14 protein-coding genes, 1 rRNA gene and 1 riboswitch are annotated in these 18,150 nt (G+C 42.2%); all 15 genes read left to right on the top strand.

The genetic code is table 11. The annotated features are described in order from the left end of the window. Nucleotides 1-87 precede the first annotated feature (87 nt). A complete protein-coding gene (gene guaA, locus MH117_RS13380) occupies nucleotides 88-1,626 on the top strand; it encodes a glutamine-hydrolyzing GMP synthase (RefSeq protein ID WP_239329244.1) in 1,539 nt (512 codons plus the stop codon). A gap of 541 nt (nucleotides 1,627-2,167) precedes the next feature. Then, nucleotides 2,168-2,806, top strand: coding sequence for a DNA sulfur modification protein DndB (locus tag MH117_RS13375; RefSeq protein WP_239329243.1), 639 nt, complete (start codon nucleotides 2,168-2,170; stop codon nucleotides 2,804-2,806). Between the two features lie 3 nt (nucleotides 2,807-2,809). Then, a complete protein-coding gene (locus tag MH117_RS13370) occupies nucleotides 2,810-3,253 on the top strand; it encodes a hypothetical protein (protein WP_239329242.1) in 444 nt (147 codons plus the stop codon). Continuing rightward, a complete protein-coding gene (locus MH117_RS13365) occupies nucleotides 3,250-4,326 on the top strand; it encodes a DNA sulfur modification protein DndB (RefSeq protein ID WP_239329241.1) in 1,077 nt (358 codons plus the stop codon). The genes MH117_RS13370 and MH117_RS13365 overlap by 4 nt, the downstream gene beginning before the upstream one ends. A 591-nt stretch (nucleotides 4,327-4,917) precedes the next feature. After that, nucleotides 4,918-5,175, top strand: a complete 258-nt coding sequence (locus MH117_RS13360) for a hypothetical protein (RefSeq protein ID WP_239329240.1) — start codon at nucleotides 4,918-4,920, stop codon at nucleotides 5,173-5,175. A 121-nt stretch (nucleotides 5,176-5,296) separates the two neighbouring features. Continuing rightward, nucleotides 5,297-5,809 carry a DinB family protein gene (locus MH117_RS13355; RefSeq protein WP_239329238.1) on the top strand — a complete coding sequence of 171 codons (513 nt, stop codon included), beginning with the start codon at nucleotides 5,297-5,299 and terminating at the stop codon, nucleotides 5,807-5,809. Nucleotides 5,810-5,948: 139 nt separating this feature from the next. Next, nucleotides 5,949-6,049, top strand: a riboswitch (purine riboswitch). A 212-nt stretch (nucleotides 6,050-6,261) separates the two neighbouring features. After that, nucleotides 6,262-7,671: an NCS2 family permease gene (locus MH117_RS13350; protein ID WP_239329237.1), complete on the top strand. Its 1,410-nt coding sequence runs from the start codon at nucleotides 6,262-6,264 to the stop codon at nucleotides 7,669-7,671. Nucleotides 7,672-8,075: 404 nt separating this feature from the next. Next, nucleotides 8,076-9,122 carry an ABC transporter substrate-binding protein gene (locus MH117_RS13345; RefSeq protein WP_239329236.1) on the top strand — a complete coding sequence of 349 codons (1,047 nt, stop codon included), beginning with the start codon at nucleotides 8,076-8,078 and terminating at the stop codon, nucleotides 9,120-9,122. 134 nt (nucleotides 9,123-9,256) lie between these two features. Continuing rightward, a complete protein-coding gene (locus MH117_RS13340) occupies nucleotides 9,257-10,234 on the top strand; it encodes a nucleoside hydrolase (RefSeq protein WP_239329235.1) in 978 nt (325 codons plus the stop codon). 106 nt (nucleotides 10,235-10,340) lie between these two features. Beyond that, on the top strand, nucleotides 10,341-11,162 hold the full coding sequence (locus MH117_RS13335; RefSeq protein WP_239329234.1) for an ABC transporter permease: 822 nt from the start codon (nucleotides 10,341-10,343) through the stop codon (nucleotides 11,160-11,162). Nucleotides 11,163-11,167: 5 nt separating this feature from the next. After that, complete coding sequence (locus MH117_RS13330) at nucleotides 11,168-11,956, top strand: ABC transporter permease (protein ID WP_239329233.1); 789 nt, start codon at nucleotides 11,168-11,170, stop codon at nucleotides 11,954-11,956. A gap of 68 nt (nucleotides 11,957-12,024) precedes the next feature. Then, on the top strand, nucleotides 12,025-13,134 hold the full coding sequence (locus MH117_RS13325) for an ABC transporter ATP-binding protein (RefSeq protein ID WP_239329232.1): 1,110 nt from the start codon (nucleotides 12,025-12,027) through the stop codon (nucleotides 13,132-13,134). A 38-nt stretch (nucleotides 13,135-13,172) separates the two neighbouring features. Continuing rightward, on the top strand, nucleotides 13,173-14,882 hold the full coding sequence (locus tag MH117_RS13320; RefSeq protein ID WP_239329231.1) for an adenine deaminase: 1,710 nt from the start codon (nucleotides 13,173-13,175) through the stop codon (nucleotides 14,880-14,882). A gap of 824 nt (nucleotides 14,883-15,706) precedes the next feature. Continuing rightward, complete coding sequence (hflX, locus tag MH117_RS13315; protein WP_239329230.1) at nucleotides 15,707-16,987, top strand: GTPase HflX; 1,281 nt, start codon at nucleotides 15,707-15,709, stop codon at nucleotides 16,985-16,987. Nucleotides 16,988-18,066: 1,079 nt separating this feature from the next. After that, nucleotides 18,067-18,150: ribosomal RNA gene (locus MH117_RS13310) — 16S ribosomal RNA — on the top strand; the annotation flags it as partial.

Raw genomic sequence — 18,150 nt, 5'->3', positions numbered from 1 at the left:
AGCTATCGCTGCATGGGCATGATGCTCATGTGAGCGTTGGTAATAAAGCTTGTCATTTTCATTATATTTCAAGGAGGCACGTCGTTAATGAGTAAGCATCATGAAATGATTGTTGTGCTTGACTTCGGTGGACAATACAATCAGTTAATTGCACGTCGTATTCGCGATTTAGGTGTATACAGCGAGTTGATTCCGTATAACACACCAGTCGAGAAGATTAAGGAAATGAATCCGAAAGGGATCGTATTCTCAGGCGGACCTTCGAGCGTATATGAGGAGAATGCTCCTCATGTAGATCCAGCTATTTATGACCTTGGACTTCCGATCTTTGGCATTTGTTACGGTATGCAATTGATGTCTCATCAGATGGAAGGCAAAGTACAACGTGCGGGTAAGCGAGAGTACGGGAAATCCGACGTTGTATTTAAAGAAAACAGCAGTCTGATCAAAGGTTTGGAAGCAAGCCAGACTGTATGGATGAGCCATGGCGACTTGGTTGTGGAACTTCCGAAAGGCTTCCAGATTGATGCAAGCACAGAGCATGCACCAATTGCAGCGATGAGCCATCCCGAAAAAAATTTCTATGCAGTTCAATTCCATCCTGAAGTGCGTCACTCTGTCAAAGGGAACGAGATGATTCACAATTTCCTGTTTGACGTATGTAAGTGCCACGGCGACTGGACGATGGAATCCTTTATTGAAGATAAAATTGAAGAGATTCGTACAACGGTAGGCGACAGCAAAGTGCTGTGCGCACTAAGCGGTGGCGTTGACTCATCTGTAGTAGCGATGCTGATCCACCGTGCCATTGGCGAACAATTAACTTGTATGTTTATTGATCACGGCCTGCTCCGCAAAGACGAAGCGGAAGGTGTAATGGAGACGTTTAGCGGCAAGTTCGGCCTTAACGTCATCAAGATTGATGCACGTGCTCGCTTTATGGGCAAGCTGGCTGGTGTATCCGATCCAGAGCAGAAGCGCAAAATTATCGGTAACGAATTTATTTATTGCTTTGACGAAGAGTCTGCCAAGCTGGGCGAATTTGACTTCTTGGCGCAAGGCACGTTGTACACAGACATCGTAGAGAGCGGAACAGCTACCGCACAAACGATCAAGTCGCACCATAATGTTGGTGGCTTGCCGGAAGATATGAAGTTTAAGCTAATCGAACCTTTGAATGCGCTGTTCAAAGACGAAGTACGTAAAGTGGGCGAAGAGCTTGGTATGCCACATGCGATCGTATGGCGCCAGCCATTCCCAGGTCCAGGACTTGCGATTCGTGTATTGGGCGAAGTAACAGAGGACAAGCTTACAATCGTGCGCGAGTCGGATGCGATTCTGCGCGAAGAGATTGCTAAGGCCGGATTGGATCAAGAGATCTGGCAGTACTTCACAGCGCTGCCTGACATGAAGAGTGTTGGCGTTATGGGCGATGCGCGTACGTATTCCTACACTGTCGGCATCCGCGCGGTAACGTCTATTGACGGCATGACAGCGGACTGGGCGCGTATTCCTTGGGATATTCTCGAGAAAATCTCCGTTCGTATCGTTAACGAGGTCGATAACGTTAACCGTATCGTGTACGACGTAACGTCGAAGCCACCAGCAACGATTGAGTGGGAATAATTAAATAGCAATAAGAAAAAGCTTGGAGAGCCTATGAAAATTAGGTTTTTCTAAGCTTTTTATTTATGTGACTTTTTATTAACTACATGCAAGACATTAAAACGTTGTTCTCTCTCCATGTTATATACATCTTGCAGGGAAAACAGAATCTCGTTTCGATATATTGCATTGGAGTTCATCTCGGTTCGTTTCTCTATTGGTGGGTTTAGCTGCTTAACCTATTTGAGAATTCGGGAGGAACTCCTTTTTCTATATAAAAAACCTGTCATATGAAGAGTTAGGGTTTATGAAATTGATTCGTGTAAGTAATAAGTAAATTTTTTTAAGGAGATACAAGAAAACTTTTATTAAAAATCAGATAAAGATAAGAGAGTTATAAAAAGGTGAGAATAAAAATAGAAGTTTTTTCGTTGTCGATGTATTTTAAGTCTTTAGTGACGAAAACAAACTTTTTAATTTATATTTTATGTGATATTGTGGAAATAAGAAAAATATGTTTTTCCTATTTTTGTATCTACTCAAGTAAACTGGGGGGATAAAGTTGGATATTAGGGATTTAGTAGATAATAATGGTGCGAATCATATAAGTTTACAAGCTATTAAAGGAGATCATTTTGGAAAAGAAATTTTATCATTACAATGCTCAGTAGGCCAATTGGTTAAATTTATAGAAGTTGATAGAACTGTACAACGTGATATATTAGATTATCATGTAGCAGATATTCAGCAATATATCCAATATGGAATTGATGGAAACAATATCTATTTCCCGCCAATTATCCTTTCAGCTAGAGGGCAAGGAGTATATAACATCCATACAAACGAATATAAATTGAAATTAAATGAGAGATTAGCATTATTAGATGGTCAGCATAGGCTTAAAGCATTTGAATTTATTATTAAAAGATTAGAAGGAAAACATGATGTACAAAGCGTTGAACAATGCAAATTTGTGAAAAATTTCCCATTTACCTTACAAATATTTTTAGATATATCGTTAGAAGAAGAAAAGCAATTATTTACAGATGTAAACACTAAATCGTCTAAAGCGAATAATACAATTTTAATAATGTATAAAGATGATGATTTATGTGGGAACTTAGTAAAAGATATTATAGAAAATCATCCTTATCTTCCAGAAGATGCCTTTGAGACAAGAGCTAAATATACAAGAACATAAATGATGACAGCAGCTACTTTGCATAACATTATTGTTACTCTCAATGAAAAATTACTTCATACACAAAAAGCTAAATCTAAAATTAAAGAAGAAACATATAATGAGTATAAAGAAAACTCAATGAACTATTTACAGTTATTAAGCCGTTATTATCCTATAGAAATTTATACAAGGGACACTAGCATTATCTATATACCAAAAGTTTTATCGGGTATTACATTCTTTGTGGCAAACAAATTGTATGAAAATCCCAATCTGAATATGGAAGATTTATTTGAACATTTTCTTTCTAAAATTAACTGGGCACAAAAAAATATGGATTTTCGAGAAATAGGATTACAATACAATGAACGTACTAAAAAATATAATGTTACAAATGGTGTGCGTGGTATCAAAATGATCTATCAATATTTAAATGTGAGATATGAGGAGGTATTAGTGAAATGACTATATTAAAGTTAAAAGGTTCTATTTCATTAATAAACAATAATCCTCAAAAACAGATAGGTATAATGACAACACAGATAAAATTAGTTGATTTATTAAAAATGTATAGAATTGACCAAAGTGTTAATAGAGATATAAATGTAAACCGATTACCTAAATTAGTGAAATATATTGATAGTTATGATGTAGCACCAGGAATATTTTTTCCTTCAATAGTATGTGCATATACAGGTGATTTAATAAAAGATTTTAACAAAGAGACTTCAAAACTTGAAATTTCTAATTCTAATTGTTTATTAGTGATTGATGGTCAACATAGAATCAAAGCTTTAGAGACATATGTAAATGATAAAAAATTCGAGTTTTTGAAAAGACAAGCAATAATGGAAAGTGAATTTACATTACAGCTTTATTTTGGAATGAATCAAAATGATATGAAGAATTTATTTGCTGATATTAATTCTAATTCTGTAAAAGTTTCAATGTCTTTAATTACAGCTTATGATAGTAGAGAAATAGTGAATATTTTAACTAAAGACTTGTATGATGTATCGTCAGCTTTACAAGGTATAGGTGTAGAATTTAATAAAAGTAGAATTAGTAGACCACAAAGTAAGGTGTTTATTACGAGTGCGCGTCTTAAAAAATTCATATCAATTCTTCTTTTTGGAAAATCAGTTTTAACAAATAATGAAGAACAGTTAATTAAAGATAAGTATGACAAAATGTTAAGCTTCTTAGAAAGATTTTTCGATGTTTTAGCAAATGACTTACCTGATAACCCAGGGGATTCACTTTTATATATTTTAGGGCATGAAGCTGTTCAAAATTCATTGGCATTGATTCTACATAAAAGTATATTTGAAGATAAGCAATTAAATATTGTTTTAGGGTGGGAAGAAAATGTCGAAGTGCTGAGACACATAGACTGGTCAATACTTAATAGTACATGGAATCCATTCTTAATAAAAATCAAAGAGAATACTGTTAATGAATGCTATTCAATTGATGTAAAACAGGAAAAATCTATTTTAGACGTTTTAAATAAGGAATATATGGAGTTAGTACATTAAGTAATCTAGGAGACCACCTTTGATACCAAATTTAATTAACTAAGCATATTTTAAGTGAATCCAAAATCGCTAAAATTCGATAAATCAACGTTTTGAGCCAATGTATGCGAATTGATTTATTGAGTGGGAATAAGGATTTTCATTACATCTGCAACAAATGAATGTTAATAATGACTCTCTTTTATCTGTGTTATTTACCAGGTAGAAGGGAGTTTTTTTTATGACTACTTAATTCGACCTGTCCATCCAATATACATAAACGCGATTTTTCCAGAATGCTTTTCTGGGTAGAGATTTATGATATTAGAAGTATAATAATAGAGAGGATTGGAAGAGTTATCCTTATGGTAGTGTGGTGCCACTGATTGGGCGTAGTCCATTACTAACGAATAAAATCATAATATTGTAGAACATGAAAGAATATGATAAGACATGCGGGTATTTCTATAACACTGCGAATGTCAGCAGCTTTTTGGGAAGTATCAAAGTGGTGATAATCGGTCGGGATTTCGGTCAGCAGATTCTAGTGGATGATCCAACGAACCTTACAACTTTAGGTGATATCCCTACAAATTGCAGCGCCATACGAACATGAAAGGAGAAAGAATGCCTGCAATGCAAAACAACACAAATATAAAGAAATATAAGATTTTAGCTCCTCTATATGATTTATTGATGGGGAAGCCCTTGAATAGGATCACATCCTTTTTAGGAACAGATATAAACAGAAGGTTTGATGAAATATTAAGCAATATTCCATTGAAGATCATTCATCAAGAAAGTTCCGTATTAAATGGAAATTACAAAATTATTGTGTTAAAGAAATGTTGTCTGCGCATGTACGGATGAAGATCAAACGAACTAACCTCGAGACTAGATCCATCAGACCCGTCCTAATACGTCTTGAGTCTCTCGGTCTCTTAGATCCAATCGGAACGATTCATAAATGATAAAAGAAAGGAAGTTGTCTATGGAGCTGCAAGAGATCAAACTAAAATTAAAAGAAACAAGAGATGAATTATTAGGTATTGTGAATGGGTTAAGTGAGGAACAATTAAGCGCTCGGAAAGACACAAACAGTTGGAGTATTAATCAGATTTGTCAGCACTTAATTAAGACAGAAGAATTATATGGTGTAGCTATAAAGAGGGGATTAAAAAGCGACGAAGATTCATTCATAGGGAATAAACCATTAGAATTTCTATTTGATAGAAACAACAAGATAGAGGCTCCTGACATTGCGAAACCCACTGATGAGATTATAGGCTATCAAGAAATCATTAATAGACTAAACCAATCAAGAGAGAAGTTATACGAGATATTAAGCACAGTAGAAGACCCAACACTGTTGAGCAGAAGACATTTTATACACCCAGTCTTTAAAGAGATGGCATTAATAGAATGGGTTAGATCACTGTACATTCACGAAGAAAGACATATTAAACAAATAAATGAAATTATGGAGGGTTTAAGTGAGGCTTAGATGTTCATCTGGTGGTGTCATTACATAAGTTCACGACCCAAACACATGGAAATAACGAACATTAACAACGTGTATTCAATATATTATTCGTGATTTTTGTTGACAAAATTCGAGCCTGTCACTAAAATAAGAGTGTACAACAAAAACAGAAACTCCTTTTCGTATAATCTCGGGAATTGGCCCGAGAGTCTCTACAAGGTCACCGTAAATGACTTGGCTACGAGAAGATGAACGGACATTGCCACCTTTACGATACGTTATCGATTGAGGGGCTGCTATGTTTGCCATTAGGCTTGCCTGGCGTCCATCATCTTGTTCAGTAGCCCTGGAATCTGATTCCTTGGGCTATTTTTTGTTGTCAGGCGAATGCCCGATATATAGCAAAATAACAAATTCGGTGCATTTTCGGGTACACACAATATGAGATTTCTCATGGGGAGGATGTAACACTTATGGAACGCTTCTTCAAAATTAAGGAGCATGGGTCAACGATCAGAACGGAAATTATGGCAGGTATAACAACGTTTATGACGATGGCCTACATCTTGGCTATTAACCCTGACATTTTGACAGGTTTCGGCAAGACGGGCATGGAGTGGTATCCCGTATTTCTAGCAACTGCAATTGCTGGCGGTATTTTTACGATTGCGATGGGCATCTTCGTTAATTTCCCTGTAGCGCTCGCTCCCGGAATGGGGCTGAATGCATACTTTGCATCGGTCATCGTATCAACAGCAGCGACAGATCATCCGGTGACCTGGCAGATTGCCTTAACCGCGGTATTTGTATCCGGTATTATTTTCTTCCTTTTAACCATTACGAATATTCGACAGCAGCTGATTGAGGCAGTTCCAGACGGCTTGAAGCATGCGATAACAGTAGGTATCGGTCTTTTTATTACTATTGTAGGCCTCAAGAACAGTGGATTGCTTTCCGTATCGGTTGAATCTGTTAACGATATTGGCAAGGGTGTATTTACACCGCTGAAGGGCTTTGAGACGGTATTTGGCATTGGCAGCTTCACAGATCCACAGGTGCTCCTGACTATTATCGGTCTCGCATTAATTTCCGTGTTGATGGTCATGAACGTACCTGGAGCTATCTTGTTTGGTATTTTGGGAACAACGGTTATCGGCATCTTTATGGGTGTTGTTTCCTTTGACAGCCTAAACGATGTGTCCAAGACGCCATGGATTCCCGACTTGGGACAATTGAATGTGTTCGAGTTTGATTTTTCAGGCTTACTGGGTGTCGGAATTGTATCGATTATTTTAACGTTTACGTTTGTGGAGTTGTTTGACACATTTGGGACCTTGATAGGTACAGCGAACCGTGCAGGCTACATGAAGAACCCGGAAGAAGGCAAGAAACGTGTCGGTAAAGCGATGTTCGTAGATTCGATCGCTGTAGGCGGTGGTGCTGTTCTGGGTACTTCTACGGTAACAGCCTTTGTAGAAAGCTCTGCGGGTGTTGCAGCAGGCGGCCGCACAGGTTTGACAGCAGTAACAACAGGTGTATGTTTCTTGTTGTCCTTGTTTATCGCTCCAATCATTGCTTTGATCCCAGGATCTGCAACAGCAGCAGCATTGATCGTAGTAGGCGTGTTGATGATGCAATCCGTACGTGAAATCAACTTCAATGACCTTGTTATTGGTATCCCGGCATTTTTGACAGTAGCCTTTATGCCATTTACGTACAGCATTGCTAACGGTATTTCATTCGGAATTCTGTCTTATGTATTGCTTGCTTTTGTGGCGAACGTATCCGGCAAAACGAAGGAAAAGTATAAGATTCACTGGATGATGTGGATACTGTTTGTCCTTGTGTTGGCACGTTACCTCATGATGGGCGGCGGACATTGATTCCAATGCAGGAGTGCTTACGTTAGAAATGAATTCAGGGCGCAACAGTCAGCAATGGCTGGGGCGCTTTTTTATGGGCGAGAGCAGTCGATTAGGGATAGGAATTATTTGTTATCGATAACTATGATCTAGTATGAAAAACAGGCATCAGATCCGGATTCGGTTCTTAACGCAGGAATAGTGGACGTAATTTAGAATGATAAATCAGTCGTTTATTTAATTTATACACCTTTTAGCTGTTGAATGTTAGTCTTAGTTGTGTTAAAGGCGAACGTTAATGTGTACAACATGTTATAATGTTCGTAAAAATACTTGAAGTGTGCATGGAACTGTGCTATTCTTGTCCATGTTGAAAAGAACAATTCTTCTCATACAAAGTTAAGCATCTAGGGGGACATACGTTAATGAAAAAGCTGGCTTTACTACTCACCGTCGTTCTGACATTTGGTACGCTTCTCGCTGCTTGCGGAGGCGGCAAGGAAGAAGGCAGCAGCAAGCCAACAGAGCTTGTCATCTCAACTTGGGGTTTCGCTGAAGATGCAATGCGTAAAAATGTGTACGAGCCATTTGAGAAAGAATACAACGTGAAGATTGTAACTGAGATCGGTAATAATACGGATCGCTTAAATAAAGTTCGCCAAGGCAGCTCGAAAGTAGACTTGATCTACTTGTCCGACTATTATGCACTGCAAGGGATTGAAGAGGGCTTGTTCGAGAAGATTGACCACAAGAACATTCCTAACATTGAGAACTTGTATGAGATTGCAAAGGCGCCGCTTGGCAAAGAGTATGGTCCTGCCCATACTGTAGCGCAGCTCGGATTAGTTGTGAACGGCGATCAAGTGAAGACACCAGTTGAATCATGGAGTGATTTGTGGAAAGCAGAGTTTAAGAACAAGCTCGCCTTGCCGAACATAACGATTACAACGGGGCCGATGCTGATGGATATTGCAGCTAAGCACGCGGGCAATCAAGAGATGAACACGGAAGCAGCATTCAAATCGCTGAAAGAAATTAATCCTGGTGTTGTGAAATATTACTCGAAGTCGGCTGACTTGGTTAATATGTTTGCTCAAGGCGAAGTTGTCGTGGCGCCTATGCAGGATACGTTCTACGGAAGTGTGTCGGAGGCTGTTCCTTCTGCAAAGTACATCACGCCAAAAGAGGGCGCGTATGCGCTGTTGAACACAGTTAATGTAGTTAAGGGATCAAAGAACAAAGAACTGGCTGAGAAATTTATTAACTGGCATTTAAGCCAACAAGTCCAACAGGCTAACGCTGAGCAGCGTGTGGATTCACCAACTAACAAGCTGGTTAAGCTGACGGATGAGCAAGCCAAAGGGATGACTTATGGGGCTGAAGTTGTTGAAAAATTAAAGCTGCTCGACCTTCGCAAAGTCAATCAAGAAATGAGCGGTTGGATCGATCGCTGGAACCGTGAAATGGAGTAGTAAGTAAGTTGGAGGGAGGGCGGCGTAAGCACCCCTCCCTTTTCTTTGGTCCTAGCATCACAATACGTAATCATAATACGATGCGCGGGGAAACGTCATTGGACCAAGTGCTGTATAAAAGGAGGTCTTAACACATGATAGAGAAATTACAGGGATTAAGACCTGTGATCATGGATGTGGATACGGGAGTTGATGATGCGCTTGCCATCATGATGGCAGTAAAATGTGATGCGCTTAGGCTGCTAGGTATCACAACTGTTAGCGGTAACGTTTCATTGTCTCAAGCAACATTAAATACACGTAAAATACTGTTTGCGTTAGAACAAGAACGGCTCAATACCGGTGAAATAGAGTATGGAGACGTTCCGGTTATCCCTGGCGCAGATCGTCCTATGCTAAGACCTTTATTTTTTGAACATCATGTTCATGGCCGCGATGGACTTGGCGGTGCCTTGCATGACGTAGAGCTTCCTCCATTGCCTGGGGATCTGCCGCATGCAGCGTCATTTATCATCGAGCAGGCTAAAACATACCACGGCGAGTTGGAGCTCATTATGACCGCGCCGCTGACAAACTTGGCGATAGCCGTTCGCATGTGCCCGGAACTGCCGAAGTTGATTAGGCGGGTAGTCATAATGGGCGGTGTCGTTGGCTCATTCGGCAATGTGACGCCGACTGCGGAGTACAACATGTATGTGGACCCTGAAGCAGCACGAATTGTGCTGCAAGCAGGCTTTGAGCTGACGATGGTTGGGCTTGATGTGACACGCAAAGCTTTGCTGAGTGAGGAGCATTTGCAAGAGCTGGACGGAACCGAGCTTGGGCCCATCGTGCGCCAATGCACAAAGGATTATATGGACCGTTATCGGGAGCGAAACGGCATTAACGCCTGTGCGCTGCACGATCCGTTAGCAGTAGGGGCTGCAATCGATCCCACACTTGTCGTCACCAAGAAGCTGTACGTAGATGTAGAAACAAAGAGTGAATTATGCGACGGACAGACGGTATGCGACTTCCAAAATCGTCTGGGTCACAGCCCAAACGTAAATGTATGCCTTGACGTAGATAGCGAACGGTTCATCCGCCAATTTATTGGTTTGATTAAGCAATAAGATTTGGCTGCTGCGGATCATCCATGCTCGTAGTTAGAGAAGCGTGTGAGCAATAACAAGGCAACGCCAATCGAAGAGATATTCTGACAACGGGAGAAGGTCAACGATGAAGAAAGTGTATTTATGGCTCTTAATGCTTCCGGGACTGTTGTTCCTGACTTTATTTATGATCGTTCCGATCTTTATGACGATTGGTTCGACATTTTTTCAAGATGGTGGATTTACGATCCAAGGGTACGTGAAGCTGTTAGGTGATCCTTATATTTTAAAAATACTAGGGACGACTCTCCAAGTAAGTGTAGTAACTACAATTGTTTGTATCGCGCTTGGATTTCCAACCGCATATTACATCTCGAAGACAAAGGCCAGAACAAAGGGCATATTGCTGGCGCTTGCCCTGTTCCCGCTCTTGACTAGCGCAATCGTGCGCTCGTTCAGTTGGATGGTCATTCTCGGGAAAAATGGTATCGTCAACAACATCTTGACGGGCATCGGCCTTATCGATGAACCTCTCAAAATTTTATATACGCCGACAGCAATGGTGATTGGTCTCATTCATTTGTTTCTGCCGCTTATGATTATTTCGTTGGTTGGTGTTATGGAAAATATCGATGGAGATTTGCTGCACGCTTCCGAAAGTCTAGGAGCATCGCGACTTAAAGGCTTTATGAATATTATTGTGCCGCTGTGTGTTCCTGGCTTAATTGTCGGCAGTATTCTGGTCTTCGTCGGCAGCCTGACAGCTTATACGACACCGCAGCTTCTGGGTGGTAAACAACGTGTTGTTGCTACCTTCCTATATCAGAATGCGATGACCTTAAACGATTGGTATATGGCTTCCATCATTGCCACGGTAATGATCGTAGTTACCTTTGTCATTATTGGCTTGATGAATAAGCTTGCTCGCAAATTAAATCCGAAGGGGTAACGAACATGAAGGAGAAGCATCGCGGACTTGCCGTCTTTACGGCACTTGTGTTTATTTTCCTCCTCGGACCGCTGGTTATCATTATGGCTACGTCGTTCGGGGACAGCACCATACTCAAATTCCCACCGGAAGGGTTCTCCCTCCGATGGTACCAAAATATTTTTGATGTCGATATGTTTATGGAGACATTTAAAGTCACGATTGTGGTGGCATTGATCGGTAATATAATCGCACTTCTGCTGGGTGTGCCAGCTGCGTACGCGTTAAGCCGCGGGGAATTCCGCGGAAAGGCATTATTAAATTCCATTTTCATATCACCGATTCTCATTCCGGGTGTCGTACTTGGCTTTACGATGTTAAAGTATCTGGTCGTTAAATTTGATCTGCCGATCTATTCCAGCTTGCTCATAGGGCATGTAGTACTGATGCTGCCGTTTATTATTCGTGTAATCGCATCAAGCTTGTCGAACTTCGACTATGCGATTGAAGAAGCCTCTATGAGTCTAGGAGCTTCGCGTTTGAAAACCTTTTTTACAGTTGTCCTGCCGAATATACGATCCGGCTTGATTGCTGGGGTGCTGCTTGCGTTCTTGGAGTCGTTTAACAATGTAGATATTTCGGTATTTATGACGGGGCCTGGGGTTAGTACGCTACCTATTCAAATGCTGACCTACGTGGAAAATTATTTTGACCCGACCATTGCGGCCATATCGGTGCTCTTAATGGTGGTGACAGGCGTGTTGATGATATTGATCGAACGTTTGATGGGATTGTCCTACTTTACGAAGAAATAAACGACAGACCGGCTTGGATAGATGGTTTCTATTACACCATAGCGGCTGACAAACGGAGGGAATACAACGTGGAACTGTTATCACTTCAAAATATATCGGTAGCCTATGAGAAAAATCTAATTCTGGAAAACTTCAATCTAAATATCGAGAAGGGAGAGCTTATCTCCTTGCTCGGACCATCTGGCTGCGGCAAGACGACAACGCTTCGCCTAATTGCGGGATTCTTGGAAGCAAAGGATGGCAAGTTTATGTTCGATAGTAAGGATTACACGCGTGTTCCGGTCAATAAGCGCAATTTTGGGTTTGTGTTCCAGAGCTATGCCCTGTTTCCGCACATGACGGTGTTTGATAACGTTGCTTATGGACTGCGTCTGCGTAAGGCGAATAAGGCGGAGATAGACAAAAAAGTTCACGCTATGCTTGATGTTGTCAGCCTGCAAGGGTTCGAGAAGCGCTACCCAGGCGAGCTGTCAGGTGGTCAGCGCCAACGTGTCGCGATTGCCCGTGCGCTCGTGATCCAACCTGATCTGCTGCTGTTTGACGAACCGCTTAGCAACTTGGACGCCAACCTGCGTGTGAATATGCGTGTGGAGATTCGCCGCATCCAGAAGCAGCTTGGCATTACGACGGTATACGTCTCTCATGATCAAGAAGAGTGTTTCTCTATCTCGGATAAAGTGGCGATTATGAACAAAGGTGTTATCGAACAATTAGACGCGCCAGCAACTATTTATAAATATCCAACAACAGAGTTTGTCGCTCGATTTATCGGGTTTAACAACTTTATTGATATTCAACAGATGAGCCAGGAGGGGGCGCAAGTGTCGCTCTTTGGCGAGCACGGCACAAAAATTAAGCTAGTTCATCGATCCGGGCATCCGATCACGGACAGCATGAAAGCAGCGATTCGTCCCGATGACTTGCTTGTTGTCACGGACGGAGAACTGGTGGATGGAGTCGGCGGATTAACAGCGGAAGAGCTAGATGCGGGCTATAACATGATTGCGGGAAAAGTGAAGATCAGCACGTTCCTTGGCCGCAGCTATCAATATGAAGTGGAGACCCCACTCGGTGACTTTACGGTAAACCGTGAGATGGAGGAAGCGTTTGACCGCGGTGCGGAAGTGAAGTTGGTACTGCCGAAGGAGAAGGTAGTGCTCGTGCGGACGTCGGTGTAACGAAAGAACTTTATATTACTGCTGAAGGGGTGCATGAGGTGAACATCGATCTGCTCATTAAGGACGTTCAAGTCTACAACGTATATATGAAACAATTTATTCAGGGTAACGTAGCTGTGTTGGATGGCCGCTTTCTGTATGTTGGTGCTCGTGGAGAAGAGAAATTTGCAGCCGCTGAAATTCTAGATGGACGCGGGCGACACATGGTTCCCGGTTTGGTTGATATTCACCTGCATATCGAAAGTTCTATGATCACACCTAAGACATTTTCCCACGGTATTTTGAAAAATGGGGTTACAACTGTAGTGTCGGAGCCGCATGAGATGGCTAATGTATTTGGCCTTGAAGGGGTACAGGCAATGATCGATGCTAGCCAAGGCTGCGAAGCTGACATATTGTACGCGATTCCGAGCTCGGTGCCAGCCACGTCGTTAGAGACGACAGGCGGGGAAATTGATGTGGCAGATATCGACAAGCTGATGCAGCAAGATCGCGTGATCTGCCTTGGTGAGATTATGGATTCATATGCCGTGTTAAATGATCCAAATGGCAAGACGAATCGGATATTACGGCATTTTCGCGATAACTATCCGCATGTAGTTATTGAAGGGCATACGCCGAAAAAGTTGGTGGATCTGGATCTAGCCCGTTTTATGTTTGCGGGGGTGGATTCGGATCATACGGAGCAAGAAGTAGACAGTATGCTGGATCGGATGCGGAGTGGATGTTTTGTAGAGATTCAAGAGAAGGCTATGCGTCCTGACATTATGCAGGTATTAATCGAGCAGGATGTTGCGGAGCTGTTTTGTTTTGTGACAGACGACGTAATGGCCGATTCCTTTGTAGCGGATGGTCATTTGAATCATCTTGTGCGCAAAGCGATCAAAATGGGCATGAGTCCAGAGCGGGCTATTTACGCTGCGACATACACATCGGCCCGTCGCATGCAGCTTCATGACCGTGGAGCGATCGGTCCGAATAAGATCGCGGACTTTGTGCTGCTGTCTGATTTGAATGAGTTTACGATTGATTCCGTATATAAACGCGGTGTACTTGTATATGATGCGGCTCAGCAAACGTTGCAGCAACAGGAACTGGGGCAGTTCCCGCAGCACTTTTATGAAAGTGTGAAGCTGAACAAGCTGACGGCAGCCGACTTCATCGTCAATGTGGAAGTTGCCGATGGAATGCATACGTGCCGGGTCATGGAAGTGGTCAACGGCACGACCAATACAAATGAGCTCCACCACGAGGTTCAAGTGACCAGCAGCGAGCTGCAATGGGAGAATAGTACTTGTGGGCTGGTGGCGACATTTGAACGGTACGGCAAAAATGGTCAGCGTGGCTACGGCCTTATCACGGGAAATACGATCAAGCGCGGCGCGATCGCAACAACGTATTCACATGACAACCACAACCTGCTGGTTGTTGGGCATAGCGCAGCAGATATGGCGCTGGCGGCGAATACGGTTATCGGCACGCAGGGCGGCTTCTGCGTCGTTGTGGACGGAGAAGTGCTAAAGCATGTGCCGCTGCCCGTGGGCGGTATCCTGTCCGAAGTGCCATTTGAGCAGTTCGGACAGGATGTAAAAGAGCTGCGTGCAGCGATGGAATCGATCGGATATGAGCATTATAACCCGATTATGTCGATCAGCACGCATTCCTTGCCTGTAAGTCCGTCTCTGAAATTGACGGATCATGGCTTGATTGATGTCCATGCGGGCCAAGTAGTGCCGCTGGTATTATAGTCAGGGTTCGCTCGTGCATCGCAAGTTAAATTGCTTGGGAACTTGGCTTGCTGCATTCGTTCAGAGTCATCCAGTACAATGGCTGCTCAACGAGAATTAAGCTTGCTCTGGACTGGCACTATATGCTAACATAATAATAACTTTTAGAGAACGGAGGGTTTCCGATGATTAATATGGCAGCTATCTTCCTTTCAGGAAGAATCCGATTGAACACATTTGTCACTAACTGAATAGTGCTCAATGGCTCTGCCTGTGTGCGGAGTAATCGGGATTGGTCTGCCTATTTTTAAGGAAACCTTGTTATGTCATACAAGTGCGACAAGAGAGGGCGAGGGACGAACCTGCCCTCTTTTGCTATGCCTTAGAATAGTGAAATTTTCACATGATGAACGAAATCAGTCGACTTCGATACCACAATTGTGAACGTAATCGGGATGCTTGGGGGTTGCTGCGGAAGCGCGCATGTCCAAGTAAGAATATGTTCATGTTTCAGTGCAAATATGGTGTCGAGGTGTGATTGGAGTTAATGGTGCGTTACAGGTCGTTGTCAACTGATATAGTTGATATAGGATGACTACTCAAAGGGGAGGCTTTGCATTGCCGCCTCGTCGAGTTCAGCCACTGCCTAGTGATGCTGTCATCTAACTGATTGATGTTCTGTCCGTTAATTAGGTTTGTTCCATTTACGGATGTGTGAAGCAGCTAAATGTGACTGTGGACGTCACGCGCAATGATTTATTCCCTTTTACTTACTGCACAGGCCAGAGGTCTGTGTTTTTTTGCGTTTAATTTGCATACTAGAACAAGAACGGGGGATTTCATTTATGGAACAATTAATGGAGCAGCAGCAGAAAGCGGTTATTGTTGGTGTTAATCTGAATCATCAGCAGGACTTTGAATATTCAATGGAGGAGCTGGCTAATTTAGCGGAAGCGTGCAACGTAGAAGTTGTAGGCACTGTGACGCAAAATTTAAGCCGTGTGAACACGTCTCATTATATTGGTACAGGCAAACTTCAGGACGTTACTGCGATGTTGGAGGCGCAAGGCGGCAATCTTGTTATTTTTAATGACGAACTTTCACCTTCACAGATTCGCAACTTAGAATCAGACTTAGATGTAAAGGTTATTGACCGCACGATTCTCATCTTAGATATATTTGGTGAACGCGCAAGAACGAGGGAGGCCCAACTTCAAGTGGAAGTGGCTCAGCTTCAATATTTGCTGCCTCGTCTTGTCGGTCTCCGTGAATCGCTTGGTCGTCAGGGTGGTGGCGTAGGCACCAAGAATAAGGGTGTTGGGGAGAAAAAGCTTGAGTTGGATCGTCGCAGAATTGAAGAGAAGATCACGATACTAAACAAAGAGTTAGAAGTTCTGGTTGCACATCGCCAGACCCAGCGTAAGAAACGCAAGAAGACGGGCATGCCGGTCGTATCGCTAGTTGGTTATACGAATGCAGGAAAGTCTACCGTGATGAATGCGCTGGTTGAACTGTATACAGAGACTAAAGACAAATTTGTGTTTGAGAAAAATATGCTCTTTGCCACACTTGAAACTTCCGTACGCAGCATTGAGTTGGAGGGCAATAAAAACTTCCTGCTTACGGATACGGTAGGCTTTGTTAGTAAACTCCCACATCATCTTGTGAAGGCATTCCGTTCTACATTGGAGGAGGTTAGCGAAGCAGATTTGCTTCTTCATGTGGTCGATTGTTCGAATCCGGAGTATGAGCAGCACATTCGCATCACAAATGAAACGTTAAAAGCGATTGGTATTGAAGAAATCCCTATGGTGTATGTCTTCAATAAGGTGGACTTGAAGGAAGACTCTGTGCCGGACAACGATCCAAATACCGATAGGGTTCACATCTCTGCGAAAAAGAAATGGGGGATCGATGAACTGATTAGTATGATCCGCCAACATATTTTCAAAGACTACGTTCAATGTATGATGCTGATTCCTTATGATCAAGGTCAACTGGTATCGTATTTAAATGAGAACGCCCATGTGCAGGATACCAGCTATGAGTCTGATGGCACAAAGTTAACGCTGGAGTGCAGAACTAGTGATTACATGAAGTTCGAGCACTTGGTTGTACAGGAATAGGATGAAATGAGGAAGCCGCCATGTGACGAAAAGTGTCATATGGCGGCTGCTTTATGTTGGAGCTTGATTAAATCTAAACGTTTTAGCTAGCTATCCATCAGATCCATTATGCCCCAATAAACTGTATGTTGTGCCAGACTATCCGACTTTGTCGACATTAGTGTTTAAGGTCGGTGAGGTTATGGTGGTGATTAGGAACGAGCTTCTTTCATTAGAAGATGTCAGTCATCCCATAGATAGTGAGCATTATGTATCGGAACTCCCCTTGTCGAATTCTTCTATATAAAGTAGATTGTTATCTAGTTGTAATGTCCATGCTTAATTATAGCTGAGCCTGATACACGTATTGATCGAAAACCTAAATCGAATACCTGAGTAGAAAAGACATCCCTCCTACGGCTACGGGCTGAAGAATATGGTGGCGGTAGGCTGTGTGTAAATTGTTTTACGTTCGAGTAAAGCGAGAGGCAATCTAGTCTAGTTTTCCGATGAAACATCGATTGTCATGAATTTAGTTGTAGGGGCGGCAGGTTTCCAGTATGAGTGGGCTGACATTCACGAAACATTAATTGTGGATGAGGATGTCTTTCATGATCAAGAGGCTCAGGATTGCAAGGTAGGGACAAGGGCTATGCTTTTTGTTTGTTGGACTGACGTGGCAATTATCTAAGAGTTTTAAACTAATCAGCAAGGTGGGCAGGGATGACGCTGGGATACAGCGTCAGATTAGCCAGTCAATAAACTTTTATAGAATTCTTGCAAAAGCATAGCCTAATATGGTATATTAATTTTCCGCCGATGAAATAGGCGGGGCAAGCAGAATAGATGTAAGATGAAATTCGGCTTACAACTTTCTTTTAAAAAAGTGCTTGACCTTGAAATGGTTGATGTGTTATATTAGTTAAGTCGCCGCTGAACGGCGGTGAAGAAAAGAAAGTAACTTACAATTGTTCTTTGAAAACTGAACAACGAGCAACGTTGAATGAAGGACATGATCTTGATCATGAAGCGCATTGAACGGGAATGTTAAGAATCACGAGATTTATCTCGTCAGCAATACAATGAGCAAGTCAAACACTTTAATGGAGAGTTTGATCCTGGCTCAGGACGAACGCTGGCGGCGTGCCTAATACATGCAAGTCGAGCGGAGTTGATGAGGTGCT

This window comes from Paenibacillus sp. ACRRX (genome assembly GCF_022346885.1).
Taxonomy (GTDB): domain Bacteria; phylum Bacillota; class Bacilli; order Paenibacillales; family Paenibacillaceae; genus Paenibacillus_B.
This window is presented reverse-complemented; position numbering and strand designations above follow the sequence as displayed.